The 18,616-nt window shown below is 36.6% G+C and carries 15 protein-coding genes and 1 pseudogene; 12 read left to right on the top strand and 4 right to left on the bottom strand.

What is annotated here, in order from left to right; genetic code table 11:
- The first annotated feature begins 5 nt into the window (after window positions 1–5).
- The 7 genes from R8695_RS09335 (at window position 6) to R8695_RS09305 (ending at window position 13,180) form a co-directional block, all read left to right on the top strand.
- Window positions 6–242 (top strand): hypothetical protein, encoded by a 237-nt coding sequence (locus R8695_RS09335; protein WP_154780329.1) that lies wholly within the window; start codon window positions 6–8, stop codon window positions 240–242.
- 28 nt (window positions 243–270) lie between these two features.
- Window positions 271–3,636 (top strand): DEAD/DEAH box helicase, encoded by a 3,366-nt coding sequence (locus R8695_RS09330; protein WP_154780330.1) that lies wholly within the window; start codon window positions 271–273, stop codon window positions 3,634–3,636.
- Window positions 3,623–6,799, top strand: coding sequence for a sacsin N-terminal ATP-binding-like domain-containing protein (locus R8695_RS09325; protein ID WP_154780331.1), 3,177 nt, complete (start codon window positions 3,623–3,625; stop codon window positions 6,797–6,799). The genes R8695_RS09330 and R8695_RS09325 overlap by 14 nt, the downstream gene beginning before the upstream one ends.
- Window positions 6,800–6,813: 14 nt before the next feature.
- A complete protein-coding gene (locus R8695_RS09320; RefSeq protein ID WP_154780332.1) occupies window positions 6,814–11,598 on the top strand; it encodes a helicase domain-containing protein in 4,785 nt (1,594 codons plus the stop codon).
- Window positions 11,588–12,172, top strand: a complete 585-nt coding sequence (locus tag R8695_RS09315; RefSeq protein ID WP_154780333.1) for an SOS response-associated peptidase — start codon at window positions 11,588–11,590, stop codon at window positions 12,170–12,172. Before R8695_RS09320 ends, R8695_RS09315 begins: the two co-directional genes overlap by 11 nt.
- 23 nt (window positions 12,173–12,195) lie before the next feature.
- Window positions 12,196–12,651 (top strand): YaiI/YqxD family protein, encoded by a 456-nt coding sequence (locus tag R8695_RS09310; protein ID WP_154780334.1) that lies wholly within the window; start codon window positions 12,196–12,198, stop codon window positions 12,649–12,651.
- A gap of 136 nt (window positions 12,652–12,787) precedes the next feature.
- A complete protein-coding gene (locus R8695_RS09305; protein WP_243139517.1) occupies window positions 12,788–13,180 on the top strand; it encodes a hypothetical protein in 393 nt (130 codons plus the stop codon).
- A gap of 15 nt (window positions 13,181–13,195) precedes the next feature.
- On the opposite strand, the gene R8695_RS09300 is transcribed toward R8695_RS09305, so the two are convergent.
- Together R8695_RS09300 and R8695_RS09295 are read right to left on the bottom strand one after the other, a co-directional pair.
- Window positions 13,196–14,575, bottom strand: a complete 1,380-nt coding sequence (locus R8695_RS09300) for a relaxase/mobilization nuclease domain-containing protein (protein WP_154780335.1) — start codon at window positions 14,573–14,575, stop codon at window positions 13,196–13,198.
- Window positions 14,542–14,852: pseudogene (locus R8695_RS09295) on the bottom strand (MobC family plasmid mobilization relaxosome protein). Before R8695_RS09295 ends, R8695_RS09300 begins: the two are co-directional and overlap by 34 nt.
- A gap of 250 nt (window positions 14,853–15,102) precedes the next feature.
- Here R8695_RS09295 and R8695_RS09290 point away from each other — a divergent pair.
- Window positions 15,103–15,477: an MmcQ/YjbR family DNA-binding protein gene (locus tag R8695_RS09290; protein ID WP_167829761.1), complete on the top strand. Its 375-nt coding sequence runs from the start codon at window positions 15,103–15,105 to the stop codon at window positions 15,475–15,477.
- Window positions 15,474–15,908 (top strand): flavodoxin family protein, encoded by a 435-nt coding sequence (locus R8695_RS09285; protein WP_154780336.1) that lies wholly within the window; start codon window positions 15,474–15,476, stop codon window positions 15,906–15,908. The genes R8695_RS09290 and R8695_RS09285 overlap by 4 nt, the downstream gene beginning before the upstream one ends.
- Window positions 15,909–15,965: 57 nt before the next feature.
- Here R8695_RS09285 and R8695_RS09280 read toward each other — a convergent pair whose 3' ends face one another.
- Both R8695_RS09280 and R8695_RS09275 read right to left on the bottom strand, forming a co-directional pair.
- Complete coding sequence (locus R8695_RS09280; protein ID WP_118512070.1) at window positions 15,966–16,166, bottom strand: helix-turn-helix transcriptional regulator; 201 nt, start codon at window positions 16,164–16,166, stop codon at window positions 15,966–15,968.
- Between the two features lie 56 nt (window positions 16,167–16,222).
- Complete coding sequence (locus tag R8695_RS09275; protein WP_243139518.1) at window positions 16,223–16,885, bottom strand: S24 family peptidase; 663 nt, start codon at window positions 16,883–16,885, stop codon at window positions 16,223–16,225.
- A 78-nt stretch (window positions 16,886–16,963) separates the two neighbouring features.
- Between R8695_RS09275 and R8695_RS09270 the strand changes: the two genes are divergently transcribed.
- From R8695_RS09270 to R8695_RS09260, 3 genes are all read left to right on the top strand, one after another.
- Window positions 16,964–17,155, top strand: coding sequence for a hypothetical protein (locus R8695_RS09270; RefSeq protein ID WP_243139519.1), 192 nt, complete (start codon window positions 16,964–16,966; stop codon window positions 17,153–17,155).
- A gap of 103 nt (window positions 17,156–17,258) precedes the next feature.
- Window positions 17,259–18,098, top strand: coding sequence for a PD-(D/E)XK nuclease family transposase (locus R8695_RS09265; protein WP_154780337.1), 840 nt, complete (start codon window positions 17,259–17,261; stop codon window positions 18,096–18,098).
- 190 nt (window positions 18,099–18,288) lie between these two features.
- The gene (locus R8695_RS09260; protein WP_015568871.1) at window positions 18,289–18,603 is read left to right on the top strand and encodes a helix-turn-helix domain-containing protein; all 315 of its coding nucleotides are present in this window, start codon (window positions 18,289–18,291) and stop codon (window positions 18,601–18,603) included.
- The last annotated feature ends 13 nt before the right edge of the window (window positions 18,604–18,616 follow it).

Raw genomic sequence — 18,616 nt, 5'->3', positions numbered from 1 at the left:
AAGAGATGCTAGAATTAACAATTTATGGACTATTTTTTTTCTTATTCACGTTGCTGATTCAATATATGCTTTTCAAATTACGGAAAAATCATAATCATGGAGCGAATGGTATATGGGTTGGTAGCAGAGCGATTATAGTTTTGTGCATGGTTGGTATTGTAAATCATAGGATAGAATATCTCGCAGCAATACTGGGCTTTATCTGTGCGGATGAGGTAGGTAAGGCTGCTGGCTGGCATTGAGTACAAATAAGAGTAGAGAGAATGAGTTATGAGTAGATTTAAACAGGGACAGGTAATTACATTAAAGTCTGATAAGAGTATTACCGGTGCAATAGTGAATATTATGGAAGGATATCCGGAAACAAGATATCAGGTATTTACAGCAGCCGGTATACAAACATATTATGAATCACAGATTGATATTCAGGAATCTGATGAAGAAATGGAGAAAGTGGATGCAGAGAGATTCAATGCAGGTCTGACTGCGTCTTTGATTCGCAATCCATCTATATCTTCATTGTATTCTTTAAATACAGCTAAGATTGACTTTATTCCACACCAGTTTCGACCAGTTCTTAAATTTATACGTGCGGACAGACCACGCCTTTTAATCGCAGATAGTGTTGGTGTCGGAAAGACGATAGAAGCAGGATTGATTCTTCGAGAACTGCAGGCTAGAAGAAATTTAGATTCAGTATTGATTATCTGTCCTCGTCCGTTAGTCTCAGAACGGAAATGGGAAGAGGAGATGAAACGATTTGGCGAGGAATTTACGGCATTGGACGGAGATTTATTCCGCCATTGTATTAATGAACTTGATATGGAAGGAGAATGGCCTGAAAAATATAAGAAAGCGATTATCCCGTATTCCTTGTTTGATGAAAGTAATGTATTTGGAAATAAAAAACATAAAGGTCTGATGGAAGTGGATCCACCGGAGTTTGATCTGGTAATCGTCGATGAAGCACATCACATTAGAAATACAGCGACTTATGGCTATCGTGCCGTTAGTCGGTTTTGTGATGCAGCAGAAGCCGTAGTTTTATTAACGGCAACTCCTGTTCAGCTTCAATACGACGATTTATTTGTTTTATTGAATCTTTTACGTCCAGATTTGATTATCGACAGAAAGACATTTCAGGATATGGCAGAGCCAAATCAGTTTATCAATATGGCTTCAACGTATGTCAGGGGATTTAAAGAGGGCTGGAAAGAAAACGCTTATGAACAGATTATAAATGCCTGTAATACTTCCTGGGGGAAAAAAGTATTTCAGGGTAATCCGACAATGGAAGGAATTATACGTGTACTAAATCAAAACGAAATATCTGTTGAAGAAAGAGTACAACTGATTTCTGATATTGAAAATATGCATACATTTTCAAATTTAATCAGCCGTACAAGGCGTCGGGATATTGGAGAATTTACAATACGTAAGCCTTATACAGTTACAGTTGAATTTACTCCTGAACAGAGAGAGCTACATGATAAAGTATTGGAGGTCGTGCACGAGATTTTCTCTACGATTCATTGTACAGATAATACAAAATTCATGATGACAACGATTCGACGTCAGACAGCTAGCTGCCTGTTTGGATTGGCACCAATGTTGAGAAGTATTCTTTATAGGCATCTGTATGAAATTACAGACAATGATGATGAATCTATTGATCTTTCTGCATTGAATCATGATAAATCACTTTTTTCAATTCAGGAACAAATAGAAGAAATTTTAGAGATTGCTGACGCACTGCCGGATGAGGATCCTAAGTTTGATGCGTTAATGGAGATTGTTAAGAAAAAACAAACGGAAACTAAGAATAAACTAATGATTTTTAGTAGTTTCCGGCATACGTTGCACTATTTATATAACAAACTAACAGAGCAAGGCTTGAGAGTTGGCTTAATTCATGGAGATGTCATAGATGAAGAAAGACGTGAATTGAGAAAACGTTTTAATCCGAATCAGACACCTTGCGAGGATAAAACGGCCTTGGATATCCTATTGTTTTCGGAAGTTGGATGCGAAGGATTGGACTATCAATTCTGCGATTGTATGGTGAATTATGATCTTCCGTGGAATCCGATGAAAGTGGAACAGAGAATTGGTCGTATTGATCGTAACGGGCAGACCAGTGAAAGTGTTGCTATTTATAATATGGTTACGCCGGGAACAGTAGATGCAGATATATATGAAAGATGTTTGATGAGAATCGGAGTGTTCCATAGTTCAATTGGAGATTGTGAAGATATTCTGGGAGAAATTACAGGTGAGATTAGGAAGCTGGTTGATAATTTCCAATTATCTGATGAGGATCGTCGTGAGAAGATGCAGCAGATGACAGATAATAAAGTCCGGTTTCTCAAGGAACAGGAAGAACTTGAAGAAAAACAGAGGGACCTGTTTGGAATCCATGTTCCGCAGTCTGCTTTTGACAGCGAGTTGAAAAATGCTACGAATTATTGGCTTTCATCCGAAAATATACAGAATTTAGTACAGTGCTATTTAAAACAAAGATTGGAAGCCGATAAAGAGTATATTCTGGGTACAAAGGAATTGAAAAAATTACGACTATCTCAAGATGCCAGAATGTCACTCCTGGATGATTTTAAACGTGCAAAATTGCCACGGAATGAAATCAATAGGTCGTGGCGTAGATGGTTGGAATCCGGAGAACAGTTAATGGAGATTACTTTTGAGAGTAAGTGTTGGAAAGAAAATCCGTCAGCAACGTTGCTTTCAATTACGCATCCCCTTGTAAAATTTGCAGCAGATTATTTACAGAGTAAGGGGAAAGTTGTGACCTCATTACGTGTGGAATCGGATCAATTTGCTGCTGGGGTGTATCCGTTTGCAATTTATCAATGGAAATTATCCGGAGAACGGGAAGATATTCAAATGATTCCGGTTTCTTCCAATACGAATTTAAATAGGATATTGTTCGAATTGTTAAAGCAAAGTTGTGGAGTAAACTATTTAGCTGACATAAAAGAAGAAAGTTGGAAAGCGGTAGATGCAACACATCATAGCTTTTGGACTGAGGCTTTAAAAGAACATAAAGAAAAAACAGAAGAAATGATCAATTATAAAGAAGCCAGTCTGCGTACAAGTCATACTGCGCGTATGAAGTCACTAGAAGATGCATTGAAGAATAATAGCGGTAAGAAGAACTATATTCAGATGATGACTGGAAAAATTCGTATTGCTCAGGAAGATTATGATTTACATATGCATCAGCTTGAAGATGCAAAAAGCAAAGCAGATATATTATTTGAATTATTGGCATATGGAGTTCTTGATATAGAACCCGACTCACAAAAAGCGGTGAATCAGTCGATGCTTGATACTATGAAGTATATTCGGGATCAATATGGATTGGAACTATTGGAGTCACCAAGAAGATTACTTGGATTAATATCAGATTTGGCACCTGAGCAGTTTAATGAAAGACGAAAATTAAAACTGTTATTTGATATAGGTGTGGTTGATCAGTTAAAAAGTAATCCGGAAAATATAGAAAGAGTAATCCAAATGACAGAAACGGAGTTAGGATTTACTGAGGAAGAAATGAAAAAATACATACAATATCTGACAGTTTTTATGGAGAAGGATAGTAGAAATGGAGTTATATAAACAAATTAGTGATGCGAATAGAATCAAGTACGGTACAGAGGCTGAAAAGATTCTGCGGATCATTATTAACCAATACAGTGATAGAACGCATTTTATTTATGAAATCCTGCAAAATGCTGAAGATGCTGGAGCTACAAGAATACAATTTCATTTGAAGAAAGAAAAACTGGTTATTGAACATGATGGACGTCCCTTTAATGAAAAAGACATTGAAGGCGTGTGCGGTATTGCAAACGGTACAAAGGAAGATGGAACCAGAATAGGACATTTTGGAATAGGATTCAAGTCGGTGTATTGTTATACGGAACACCCATATATTTATTCCGGCGAATATCATTTTGTAATTCAGAATCAGTTATTTCCAAAGGAAGTACCAGGAAGTCAAGAGATTGCTTACGATGAAACATGCATGATTCTGCCTTTTGATAAGGGGGAAGTTCCTTCTAGTATTGCATATCAGGAAATTAGAGATGCTTTAACGAAGAAAATAACGGCTGAAAGCATCATTATGTTAAATCAGATTTCGGATGTGAGGATAAAAATTGACGGATATCCGGAAGAAATAGAAATAAATAAAGCAAAATACTCTTTAGATAAAAAAGCATACGCAGATAATGTATTTGGATTGAATATGAACACGACGATAACGAATACTCGTTCTAAACAAACTAGAACAAAAGATGCAGATTATTTGTTTTTTACAGATGCAAATGCGGAAGCAACAGCAATTATATTCCGGGTAGAAGGGAAAGAGCTGAAAGCAATCCAAAATAGTAAAATTTATGCGTTTTTCCCGACTGCAAAAGAAGCACATCAGAATTTTTATATACATGCACCATTTGATACGACACCGGCAAGGGATAATTTCAAAGAAGGTGCAGAATATGGCAAGCATAATATTGAATTGATAAAAGCAGTAGGAGAATTGATATGGTTTGCATTCCAATGGATGAAAAATCATCAGTATTTATCAGTATCTGGATTTAATACAGTTTTTCCTGTCTATGAGTACGAAGCAGATGATGTATTGTATGGGATATACCAGAACAGTATAGACATGATCCGTGAAGAGGCTTTGTTACCAACAAATGTTCCTGGAGAGTTTAAAAAAATTCAGGAAATCTGTGTACCACTATGGGGGATTATAGTAGATACTTTTGACGATAATGATCTCAGAGCATTAAGAAGAAAGAGAAATATAAGCTGGCTGGCAAAGGAATTTTCTACGGAAGCATATCGTGATGCCAGAGCCTTTTTGAATCAAAACTTTAAACTTGAGACGTTAGAGTGGAAAGATTTAGTCTTGAATATGGATGCATTCTTCCTGAGCCAGAAACAGTTGTCCTGGATGGAAGCACTAATGTCAAGAATTGAAAGCTACTGTATAAAAAGGGCAACCTACGATAGTCATTATATTGATGTTTCTCAGATACCTTTTGTAAGAACTGTAAGTCAGGAACAAATTTGTGCCCGTGATGAACATGGAAAATTACAGGTTTATTTGAACAATCCAGACATTGCAAAGTATCGAATAGAAAGTACATTTATAAAAAATGAGTGCATCCGGAGCTTTTATAGACGTGCCCTCGAAATACCGGAATACAATATTGAACAGGAAACGATTGAAAACATACTTCCTAAATATGAAAGTGCAAATGTAAAATTTAAAACGAAGGATCCAATAACAGAAAATATTGACGATCTGAAAGTTATTAAGGATGCTATTTATACAAATACATCTATTTTGGAACGGATAAAAGATAAATACATCGTTACAGACGGTAAGAACTGGTACCGACCCGAGGAGATGTATCTTTGTTCCAATGACACAAGAAGCGGCTATGCATTAGTTAAGGGTATTATAAGAATCAAATATCTTGCAGATACTTATTTCGATGGAACGATAAGGAGCTTGAAATTAGATGAAGACTTCTTTAAAAAGATTGGATGCAATGCAGGAATTCGTATGATGCCTGCTTCAAGGGACGAATATTTACGTGCTATTCGGAAGTATTGTGGAGCAAAGGCAGAGTCTGATTACCGAACTAACATTTTCTTTAAAACTTATATCTCAAAGAAATTGGACTGGTCTTTTAATTATGAGGGATTTCCAGATATCTTTACTGATATGACAAAAGAAAAATCATTATCGATTGCCAGATTTTTAAATCCAAATGCAATGAACTTTGATATTCAAGGGGAATTAGTGGCAGCAGACGATCAACATTTTAGTGGGAAAAATGTAGAAAGCATGATGGCTTATTCTATGCTCGGTCTGCAGTTGTGCTACGAAAAATGGATTTATATACAGGGAGATCCTTTTCCGCATAGGCCTCTTGAAATTGATAAAGAAGATTTACTTCCTGAGTATAAAACAGCCAAAAGACTGATGGCTATTTTACCGTTTAAAGAGGTAAAAAGTGCGTTGACAGAATGGCTGGATGCAAATATAGATGATAAGTCTGATTTAAATCTGATAAAACATTACCTTGCGGATCCAGAAGCATTAGCTAAAGTTGCGAAAGCAATGGCAAAGAATGAAGCTCAGATGGAAGCAAAGAAAAACAAGGTAAAATCAGCAAAAGAACTAATTGAACAAGGGGATAGAAAACAGAGAGAATCGGGAAAAGATGACATGGAGTTGGAAATTTCACCGATATCTGAGAAAGGAAAACTGAAAAGAGAGCAAAATTTGGATCGCCAATTAGCCGATTCTATGGATAATTTCATAAGTGTTGCAAGAGGTCTTTCGTTTTCAAGTAGACCAAGTAATAAAGAAGAAAGAATATTCCTGGAGCAAGAATATGATGGACATTGCCAGATCTGTTTAAAACAGATACGAAAATATAATGGAGAACATTACTTTGAAGCAATCAACATTATAAAATTTAGTAAGCTACCAGAGAGGTTGGCAAATAGCGGGAAATACGGATGGAATTCGTTGTGCTTATGTCCAAACTGTGCGGCAGAATATAATTATTGCTCTAAGAAGATATCTTCTTTATATGATCAGGTAATGCAGATGGAAGTTGAACCAGGATCTGAGGAAACTTTAGATATTGGAATAGAGATGCCTGAAGGTAAAGCACGCAGGATTAGATACAGCCCAAGACATTTTATGGCATTGAAAGAGGCATTCAAAATATTTGCCGATGAAAAATAAAAGGGATTAGAAAAATGGCATTAAATTTCTTTAAACAACGGGATATTGATGAAATGGACGTAAATGATATTCCGGAAGAATTTATCAATTATTTAGAGACATTAGATGAAGCTGGGAAAATAGGATTATTAGCTTCAAGACCTGATATAGCTAAAGTATTGGGTGTGTCAGTAGAAGGCAGTAATCAAGATACAGTAAATACTACCGATGATTCTAGTGAAATAGTGCAGGAAGATGAAAGAAACCCGAAATCATCAGCAGTATTTGAAGAAAAACAAGACATACGGAATAGTGGGGATGTGGAACCGGATGTTGATGAACCGGAAGAAGTAGATGAAGAGTTTATAGCAATTCAGAATAATTACTATGAAGGAAAGAGATTAGCAGAAATATTGAAGGATAATATGGAGCCGCTGGAGGCATTAGCGATTCCGGATAAGACAGATAAATGTTTCATACATCGGGTTCCATTCAAAGAGAAACAAATTAGATATACGGGGAAAGGGGCAACATATGGTGTTGTCTTGAAAATATGTCCGCAATGTAATCGTATTTATTTGGAAGAATCAGGGAAAGAATATATTCATGAGGCATTAACCAAAAGAAATATTGCTCATACTTTTTATTCCTTGGAGACTAGCAACCAGTATTTAAGAAGTCAGATGAAGGCTTACGAAATTGCAGACCAGGACAAAATCTATATACCTGAAATCTGGACAGAAGACAATCCATTATGTCCTGTCCATGAGGAAGCACTTTTTGAAATTCCTTGTATAAAAAAATATAAAGATCGAAAAGTAGAGTTCACAGGATACTTTTGCGACAAATGCAATAAAATTCTTATGAGAAGTTCTTCTGTTGCGGAAATAGAAGATAACTGTGCCTTAAATGGTGTTCCGGTAATAGAAACAGAATCATTAGTTAAAAAGCGGCCGAAGAAACAGTTGATTAAAATGAGAGAAATAAAGCCGGACTATATCGTTGAAAACGGTAAACATGAGATATATACGTATAGTCATGCTGCGGATTGCTTCAAGTTGACTGAGGAGGATACCGTAGTAGTATCAGATTCTATTTATTGTTCGCTGGAAGGACATAAAACAGAGGAAGTATTGGTACTGATTTGGGTAAATCAAAAAAAAGGCGGCAGAAAATCTTATATTTTTGTGGTAGGATATTGCTCGCAGTGTCAGAAGTATTATATGGATATTGATGATTATAATGTGATTTACCCTTTGGGAAGACCAGAAGTTACAATCATAAGTGATGTAAATGATGCAGATTATCAAATTACTTCAGGTGAAGTATTTAATTTAGAAAGAAATCACCTTAATAATATAGAGTCAGGAATTACTGGTGAGATTAAAGAAATTCATGGAAGCACGGATTACGTAAATCCATATGCAGTAGGTGATTATGATGACGGAAATTTATCCTTTGCAAAATCGCTCAGTGCAAATAAATACGGGAAAAGATTAGAGGAGTTAGAAAATTATATACCAAAGCCATATTCATACAGAGTGGATATTTCAGCAGATGGTGAGACAGAAACATATTATATCGGTGCATCAGATGTTATTTTGAAAGATGGTAAAAAGGTAATTTCAGCTAATAGTGATTTGGGATATGAGCTGATCAATTATCAGACCATAAAGGTTCATAAAGATGGAAAAGAATATGGCATTAAATTATCCAGACAATTTGATATTGATCAGGCGTCTTTATATGGATATGTGAATTTACGAACGGATGAGGATGTAATATTTCAAAGTGGTATTACGGATCCATTTCTGGTACGTGTGCTTAATATGCGTAAAAAACAGCATAGCCTTACAGATATTTTTGTAACCATTCAGGAAAATCAGAATAAGATTGTTAATACAGATTTTAATAAGAATATTATCGTACAGGGATGTGCAGGATCAGGAAAAACAATGGTTTTACTGCATAGACTTTCGGCACTAAAATATAAGCAACGGTATTTTGACTTTTCACAGAATGCTTTGATTTTGACACCAAACGAACAATTCAGCTTGCATATTAAAGGACTTGCAGAAGGTTTGCAAATAGGATCTGTACATAGAATATCTGTTGAGCAATACTATTTAGATATGCTTTTACAATATGATTCTGCATTTAAACCGGAAAACAAAATTGTTTCTGAAATGCAGGTACGTCAGGATTATGTGGATTACATTTATTCTGATCAATTTAAGAATGATTTTGAACGTGCATATAACGATATTCTGGAAAAGCGTAATGGATTAGTAGACATTCTGATTCAACTGCAGGAGGCGATGAATCAGGAAAAGAAAACTATTTCCTGGACTGAAGAGAGCAGATTTACAATCCAGATGAAATATAGTGTAGATGCGTTGAATGATCTGGTAAGAAAAAAAGAACAAGATTTTGCATCTGCCCAAGATAAAATTACAAAAGCAGAAGAACGTAGGGCGTTTCTGGAAGATCGAATTCCGGCTTCAGAACAGTTTGCAAAGAGCATTGTACAAGAATCTTTGCCAAGAGTTAATACCAAGATTGGTGAATACGTATTGGAAAAGCAACAGGAGATTGAAGCACTTAATAAGAAAATTCAGGAGTTACAGAAAGAATATGCCCGTATTCAAGGTGCATTGATTATTTTTGGAAAACGGGCAAAGCTGGAAAAACTGGATGCAGATATTAAAGAAGTCAAAGCCAAGGTAATTCCTTTACAGACGCAATTGGATGAACAAAAGAAGATTTTGTCCATGAGCCAGGATGGAAAGGAAGATGATGAAATCCTTGCATGGATGAAACAAGTCTCAGTATACGTTAAAAAAATACAGGATGAAGTACGATTATGCAGTAATGCAAAAGATGAATATAGTCGTTTTTTCAATGAGTTGAGTGAATCTGATGATAATATTAAAGCAGCCTACGAAGAATATCATCGTGTTGAAGCAGAACAATATTCGGAAGAGATAAAAAAGACAATTCAATATCTGTACGAACAATTAGAAAAATATTCTTTAGTGAATATATATCAGCAAATATATGATGAATCCGTGCAGGTGTTCAAAGAGAAAAATGGTGTTAAAAGCATCACAGGAAAATGTCATAGATATGACTTGTATGTACAGCTGATGTTTGCAATGAAGTATTTTAATAAGAAAATTGGAAATATGCAGTTTATATGCGTGGATGAGGGACAGGATCTGGCAGTAAATGAATATAGATTATTGTCGGAATTAAACCAAAATAATGTGGTTTTCAATATTTTCGGGGACACCAATCAGGTAATGAAATCTGGTAGAGGTATATCAGATTGGAATCTGTTACTGTCGGAGCTTCAGGCAGAACAATATGTGTTGAATGAAAATTATAGAAATACGAATCAGATTACTCGTTTCTGTAACGATAATTTTGGACTTAAAACACTGCAAACAGGCGTAGACGGACCAAAGGTACGAGAAATCTCACGAAGAGATCTGGAGAAAGAACTTGCAGGGTTAATGGTAACAACCGAACGAGTTGCTATTTTATTACCAAGAACTGTACAAAAAATGAAATACCTTGATATGGATATTTTACCAGAAAACATACGAAATATGATAGGTGAAACAATGGATAATGGTTTTATAGCTGTTATGTATGTTGATGAAGTGAAAGGCATTGAATTTGATAAAGTTTTTGTTGTAAGTGCCAAAATGCGTCGTAATGAAAAGTATATAGCCTATACCAGAGCATTATCAGAACTGATTATTGTTGTGGATGAGAGTATAGCAGAATATGATACAGAATCCAACAAAAATCAAGAAATAAATACTAACAAAAAAGAGCATAAAACAGAGAGCAAGAAAAGAAAGTCTGCTGCGTTAAAATGGGATGGTAAAAAGAAACTACAGAAAGATGAAATAGTAGAGAAGTCATCAGTACAGGAGTTTTCAGAAGAAAGAGAGATTTTTTTGAATCAAATAGAAGTCGAAAACTCATCTCAATTTAAAGAACCTGTAAAGGAATTACTGGAGAATATTGAAAATTACTATAAGAAGTATGGAAAGCTTGATCTTCCCATAAGAGTAGCAGTAGATGGACAAAAATATTTATTGAAAGATAATTATGCACAATATGTTGTTGCCAGCAATCTAAAACTGCAAAAAGTAAATGCGATCTGTATAAAAAAAACGGATGAGATTCAAAGAAACCAGGAAAAGAATTTATCCGAGCAGAAAGAAGAGCTGTTGCCTGGTGCTCTAAATGAAGAAAAAAGAGTTGAACAACAATCAAGTGATCTATTACTCCATATATCCTGTATATACAAAGAGAAGAAAAATAAGTGCTACAATATTAACTGTGTTGAAAATATAGGAAAAAGATGTGTTCAAGATGAACAATGTGTTTTTTATATTGCGGCTACAGAGAAATTATCTGAATCAGAAAAGCATGAAATTGAAATGGACATAAAGAATGCAGAGATTTATCTTAGAAATAGTGAAACTGAAAAGCACAGAAAAATCACAACGACACAACCAGAACATTTTGATGGTATAAGAAGCATTCCTATAAATCAAATTGAAGTTCCACCATGTTTTAAAAAGAATAGGCCCGCAGAAAAGAAAATTGATTCTATGATTGAATATTATAAAGAACATGGACATTTTGATAAGCCTGTCACAGTTGTACTTCGGGATGACAAGTATGTGTTAAAAGACAAATTTTTACGATATTATGTCGGAAAAGAGTTAAAATTAAAAGAAATTGACGCAATATGTACAGTCGATCAACATTCAAAGGAAAGTGATGATAATGTGTGGTAGATATTATATTGACTCTGATATGGCAGATGAAATCGAAAAAGTAGTGCATGATATAGACCAACGAATCTGGCAGGAACATTTTGCAGGAGATATCTTTCCAACTAATGTAGCACCGATTATTGAAAAATCAGAACATGGATTGAAACTGGATGTTTGCAAGTGGGGATATCCATTGTCACAAGGAAAGAATCTGGTTATAAATGCAAGAGCAGAATCTGTTATGGACAAACCTTCTTTTCAAAATGGAATCCTCTATCATCGCATTTTGATACCGGCAAGTGGGTTCTATGAATGGAATCGGTTAAAAGAGAAAAATACATTTTCCAGATATGATGTACCAGTATTGTATATGGCTGGCTTCTGTGATTGGTTCGAGAATGAACGACGATTTGTAATCATGACTACAGCAGCCAATGAATCTATGATAAAAGTGCATGACCGTATGCCGTTAATATTAGAAAAAGAGCAGTTGAAAGATTGGTTTGATGACAAGAAAATGGAACAGATTCTGCATCAGGTACCGGTTCAGCTAAAGCGAGAGGCAGAATACGAGCAGCAGAGCTTGTTCTTATAATGGTTCAGAGGAGAAATAGAAAGATGCAAATATTTGTTGATGCAGATGCCTGCCCAGTGGTTGCGATCATTGAAAAGATTGCAAAAGAAAATAGTGTCCCAGTAACGTTGTTGTGTGATACGAATCATGTGCTGTCATCAGCTTATAGTGAAGTTGTTGTCGGTGCAGGAGCAGATGCAGTAGATTATAAACTGATCAGTATCTGCCATAAAGGAGATATTGTTGTATCACAGGACTACGGTGTAGCTGCAATGGCATTGGGAAAAGGTGCTTATGCTATTCATCAATCAGGTAAATGGTACACCAATGATAATATTGATCAGATGCTCATGGAACGTCACCTGAATAAAAAAGCTAGAAGAAGTTCCCGTAAATGCCATATCAAGGGACCGAAGAAGCGTACGGCGGAAGATGATGAAAGATTCATTCAGTCTTTTGAAAAAATGCTTTTGATGGCACGGGAGAAAGAAGGCAGATGAGGAATTATAGATGTAGAGAAACGACAGAAGCTATAAAGACTTAAAACAAAAACAGAAGAGTGCAATAGCAGATAAAACATACAAAATGTATTTGAAGTTTTATCTTGAAAATCGGCGAATGCCGGATGCTACTGAAATGAATGATATATGGAAAAGGTTGTTTACAGTAATTCAATCGCTTGCTCCTAAAACGGAATATGAAGAATTTTATAAAATTGTCGAAAAGCGTGAAAAGGGTTATGAAGAACGTATCTTGAGAGACATTCAGAGTGGAATTACACTAGAAACACTTATGTCAAAAGGACATAAGAAAACACCGGAAGAAAAAGCAGCTGTTGCGAAACAAAAGAAGCAGCAGAAGCGAGCAAAACGGAAAAAAGAAGCAAGAGATAATCTGACTAAAGAAGAAATCTTGCAAGATGACCGATTTTTCTTTATTGCCGGTTATACCTCCGGAGGTGCACCGTATGGTGTCACCTGGGAGGAAATGGGTCTGAAACCTTGGGAAGATTTGGAAGAAAATGAGTGATTTGCCAGTGTACTCTTATTTATCTCTTGTGACAGAAACAGGTTCCCTTTTTGCCGGAAGTAAGTCTGAACTGATCTCTGGAGCATCGAGCAGTGTAGAGAAATTTTGCTGAATGATTTCCAGTGTCTTTTGTTTTTTCTGTAATTCCTGTTTTTCCCGGACGGTAGCAGCCTGTTCAGATTCAAGATTTTCAATTCGTTTCTGGATTTTATTAGAGCTTGGGATTTGGGTAACGCCGAGATACTGAAGCTCTTTTTTTAGTGAATCGTGGAGCTGGTATTCTGCCTGATGTTTTGTGCGGTATGCTTTTGGATTTTTAGCAGATTGGCAATCTTCAATTACTTTACGGCAGAGTCGGTAAGAATCGCAGTGTTTCTGAATGATTTTCTGTGTGCTCAGCTCACTGTTGATTTGTGCTATTCTCTGATCAGCCGTTTTAACAGAAGCATCAATATCGGAAACGTGCTGCTTGAAATCTTCATAATTCAGCAGGTTATTTTCGGAAAGATAGTTGAAGGTGCGGGCTGCCTCTTTTAGATTACTTAATTTTGCCCAACGTTCAAATCTTTCTCGATTGCCGGTTGTAACATACGTGGAGATATTGATATACAGGCGAGCTTCTCTGGATAGATGCTTTGGAGTTTTCACTTTGCTACGATTTTTAGCCAGGCGAATGCGAACATTTTCTTCTGAATAATAGCTTCCGAGAGATTTCATATAAGTGAAATTCTCCTGCGCCGGTGCACGGAAGGACAGATGTTTTCCTTGGCGGACTTCATATCCGGCTAACTGCATTTTTTGTAGAAATTCCTCATAGTTAATGGAAGTCCAGATTGCCTTATCAACTGCAACACGTAGCTTGGCTTTCCAACTGGTGCCACGATGATATTCCATGTTCTCTTTATAGCTTTTTCCTTTTTCTCCGGTTGGCATACTGGTGGCAAGTCCGTTTTCATGGCAAATGCGATTACTGATCCGGCAGATTTTATGGTAGCTCCGCTTATTGGAAACATATTTGTGATGATCAACAAAACTTGCTGCATTAAAGATGATGTGGTTATGGATATGATTTTTATCAACATGGGTGCTGATCACGTATTCATATTTTCCTTTCAGTACTTCATCTGCAAATTGTTGTCCTAAGCGATGAGCGGTTTCTGCATCTGTTTCGCCAGGCTTAAAAGACTGGATCAGGTGAAATGCCAGATTATCGCCTTTATCCATTCCGTTCTTTTTTGCATGTTCTCTCGTCATGGCAAATTCCAGATCAGCTGTTTCAGGAGAACAGCCAAAACTGGAAACTAACAGTTTTTCATCTGTTTTATCTGGATTCGTGATGTAGTCCAGAGCTTTCTTGTCTGTTACTTTAATTGGGAAGATCTTAAGATACGCCATAATTCTTTCACCATCTCTTTCAATTCTTGCATTTCTTCCGGATACAGATCTCCGGTGGTATTTACCTTTTTTGCAATCTGATTGATATTTACGCCAATCTTGTGCATTTCCTCATACTGTTTCTTTAGCGGAGTAGTGTCGGTGTTGACGATTAACCGTCGATTGCCATTTTACGCAGATAAGCTCCCTTTGATTCTATCATCTTCCTGCGGATAAGTTTCCTTTCTTCTTCGGTAACATAAAAATGGATTTCTTTGTTTCTCTTTTTCTCAGCCATTGCAGTTTCTCCTTTCTGTGAGAGGCAGTAGTATCGTTGCTTTCAGTGCTTTTTCAATTTAGGGAAGGGGACCCTAAATTGGGATTTTCCGGAAGTGTATCCTCACTTCCTGTCCTTGCTGTTTTACCCCTCTATTAGTTAAAGTCAGGAGAACCTGGAAAATGCAAAAGAATTTGGCAGGTAGTATGGGATGTGAAAATGTGGTATGATTATGGGCAGGATATCAGAAGAATCAGGAGTTGAATAGATTGTGAAGAAAGAAGAAATTTTTGAATATGTGCAGAAACAGTATGGCACAATGCCGGAATATTTATGGAGTAAACTACCGGACAGTGCAGTGCTCCGACATAAAAATGGGAAATGGTATGCAGTGATCATGACGGTTGAAAAATCGAAACTGGGATTAGAGGAAAATGATCTGGTTGACATCATGGATGTAAAGTGCGATCCAGAAATGACCAGCATGATTATTCAGACTTATGGATTTTTACCAGGACACCATATGAATAAACAGCACTGGATCACGATTTTACTGGATGGTTCAGTCAGTGAAGCAAAGATACTGGACTTTTTGGATATGAGTTATGACCTGATTGATGGAGCAGGCAGAAAGGAAAACAAATGAGAAAAGCGATCGTATATGCATCTGTACATCATGGAAATACAGAAAAATTAGTAAAGGGCATAGCAGAAGAGTGCCAGGTCGATTTGATTGATGCTGTAAAACAGCCAAATGCAGATCTGAACAGTTATGATATGATTGGATTTGCATCAGGAATCTATTTTTCAAAATTTCATCAGTCGATATTGGGATTTGCAGAGAAGAACCTACCGGATGACAAAAAGATATTTCTGATCTGTACTTATGGTGGAAGTGCGAATTACAAATCAATAGAGCGGATTTTGGATAAAAAACATGCCAGTGTGGTTGGAAAATTTGGCTGTAAAGGGTATGACACATTCGGACCATTTAAACTGGTTGGAGGTATTGCTAAAGGCCATCCGAATGAAGAAGATATGAAAAATGCAACGGATTTTGTAAAAGGATTACACTGATTTTTGAGCAAAAGGAAAACCGGGGATTTTACTCCTCGGTTTTCTGGCTGTTGTGCTTCAGTCTTCAACTTGAAAAATATCTTCTACAGGCACTTTCAGGTAATGTGCCAGCCGGATTGCAATCTCAAGAGAGGGATTACGTTCTCCACGTTCGATGCGGCCTATAGTCTGGCTGCAGGAACCTATGGCTTCAGCCAAATCTGCTTGAATGAGATTCCGTTCTTCACGAATATCTTTTAGTGTATTATTGAGTGCCATTCAATCACTTCCTTTGCTTATTGTTATCAGCAGGATCATAAACCTGCTGTTGAAATCTAATGAAATCCCGGAATTTCTGCACCTTTGCATTTCCCGATTACTTTTCCCAAAATCTTAAAAGCGTCAGATTCCAAAACCTGGATAGGACGATATTTTTGATTTAAAGAGATCAGATAAACACCATCTGGCTCATCGTGTAATTCCTTGATGTAAGTATTACCGTTGAGATAGAAGATTCCAATTTCACCATTAGCAAGAGAATCTTTTTTCTGAATCCATGCAACATCGCCTGTATGATAAAGTGGCTCCATACTGTCACCGGAGATCCGTACACCAAAGTCCGTCTGCTCAGGAGCAAGATGTCCTACGTCGTAGGTTTCTTTTACAGAATCTTCCAGATAATTTCCAGTACCAGCAGAAACAGGTTCCCAGGTAATGTCTACAGGATGATGGAATGGGATAATCTTTGCAGACAGTGGAGAAAACTTTTTAGAAGCTTTCAAAATATCAGCAAATTCAATCAATTTATTTCTGCCTTCTTCATTCAATCCATTCATAATGTTATATGGGTTTTCTCCAAAGAAGGATTCATATATATCTTCGATATCAAGTAACTGGCAAAGTGTCAGGAAAACATGTAAAGCTGGTTCTCGTGCATTGGTCTCCCATTTGGAGATTGCTTTTGTAGTGACCTGAATCCAGAAGAGTTCCATTGGCATGACGAATATGCAACGTTGAATTTCTTTCGATTTATCTGCAAAAATATCGGTAACTTGGGAAATGGAGAAATTGAAAAAATGGTCACACGCTTAAAGAGCATAGATCAGAAAGCAGTGGAAAACCATGTGAATGGTGCTGTTTGGGCATTTGATTATGATAAGATGTTCTGTGTATTGATGGAAAATGAAATTTGCCGAAAGGTGTGTGAAAAGAATAAATATAATAGTTGGATGAAACTGATTGGAAATTATTGTTTTCAAGTGGTGTAGGATAAAATAGTGGCTTGTGAAAAGCTGATTTTGATGTTAAGATGAAATTGGGATAGGAGACATTTAGGAACCTATCCTGACATAGCAAAGAATGGAGGCGAGAATGGACGTGGCGAAAGAAGAAATCGTGAAAACAGAAGAATTGGAAACACGTTACGAAAGATACAAGGGTATCTTAAAAGACCTTACCATCATGAGCGATGTGTTTATGCGGAATGTATTCAAGAAACGGGAATGTACAGAATATGTTCTGCAGGTAATTATGAATAAAAAGGATCTGAAAGTGATTGATCAAGTTCTGCAGAAAGACTATAAGAATTTGCAGGGGCGTTCAGCTATTCTGGACTGTGTTGCCAGAGATTCTGAAGGCAAGCAGATGGATGTAGAAATCCAACAGGACAACGAAGGGGCATCTCCAAAAAGAGCAAGGTATCATAGTGGTCTGATGGATATGAACACATTAAATCCAGGACAGGATTTTGATGACCTTCCGGAAACCTACGTGATTTTTATCACCAGAGACGATGCGCTTGGATACGGACTTCCGATTTATCATATAGACAGGAAAATCGAAGAAGTCAGTGAGAATTTCAAGGATGAAGCTCATATTATCTATGTAAATTCTAAGAAACAAGAGGATACAGAATTAGGCAGACTGATGCATGATCTTCACTGTAAGAATGCAGAAGATATGCACAGTAAGATACTTGCTGACAGAGTATATGAATTGAAGAAAACACAGAAAGGGGTGGATTTCATGTGCCGTGAGATGGAACAGATTTATAGTGAAGGTATTGAAAGTGGTGAGCTGAAAAAAGCAAAAGCCTCAGCATTATCCATGGCTGCGGATGGAATGAAGGTTGATAAAATAGCCCACTATCTTAATGTGAGTGTTCAAATGGTGCAGAAATGGATTGATGAGAGCATGAGTGTTGCACATTAACAAATGATAAATTTTAATGGAGCTACCAGGGGATACTAATTCTTCTGGTGGCTTTTTTGTGTGTTGCATGTATAAAAAAATGAAAACTAGTTCTATAGAACTACAACTTGATTTGCAGATTCTGTATCTTTCAATTATCCATCAGTATACTAATTTTAGACCGAATTATCGTTCTGAAGGAGGTGCTACGATGGATTTAAAAGCGGTTGGTCAGCGAATCAAAGCAGCAAGAGAAGCAAAAAATCTTACACAGGAAGAACTGGCGGCGCTGGTAAATTTAAGTACAACACATGTCAGTGTGATAGAAAGAGGACTGAAAGTAACAAAGTTGGATACCTTTGTAGCAATTGCCAATGCACTTGATGTATCGGCTGATGCGCTACTGATAGATGTTGTGACACATTCTGTCACAGGTGTTACTAATGAATTATCTGATATGATAGGAAAATTGCCAAAGGACGAGCAGAAAAGAATTTTAAATGCGGTCAGAGCTTTGGTAGACTAATGAAATAGGCATT

Source organism: Blautia luti, assembly GCF_033096465.1.
Classification (GTDB): domain Bacteria; phylum Bacillota; class Clostridia; order Lachnospirales; family Lachnospiraceae; genus Blautia_A; species Blautia_A luti.
The sequence above is the reverse complement of the archived record's forward strand: the minus strand, read 5'-3'. Positions and strand labels throughout refer to the sequence as shown.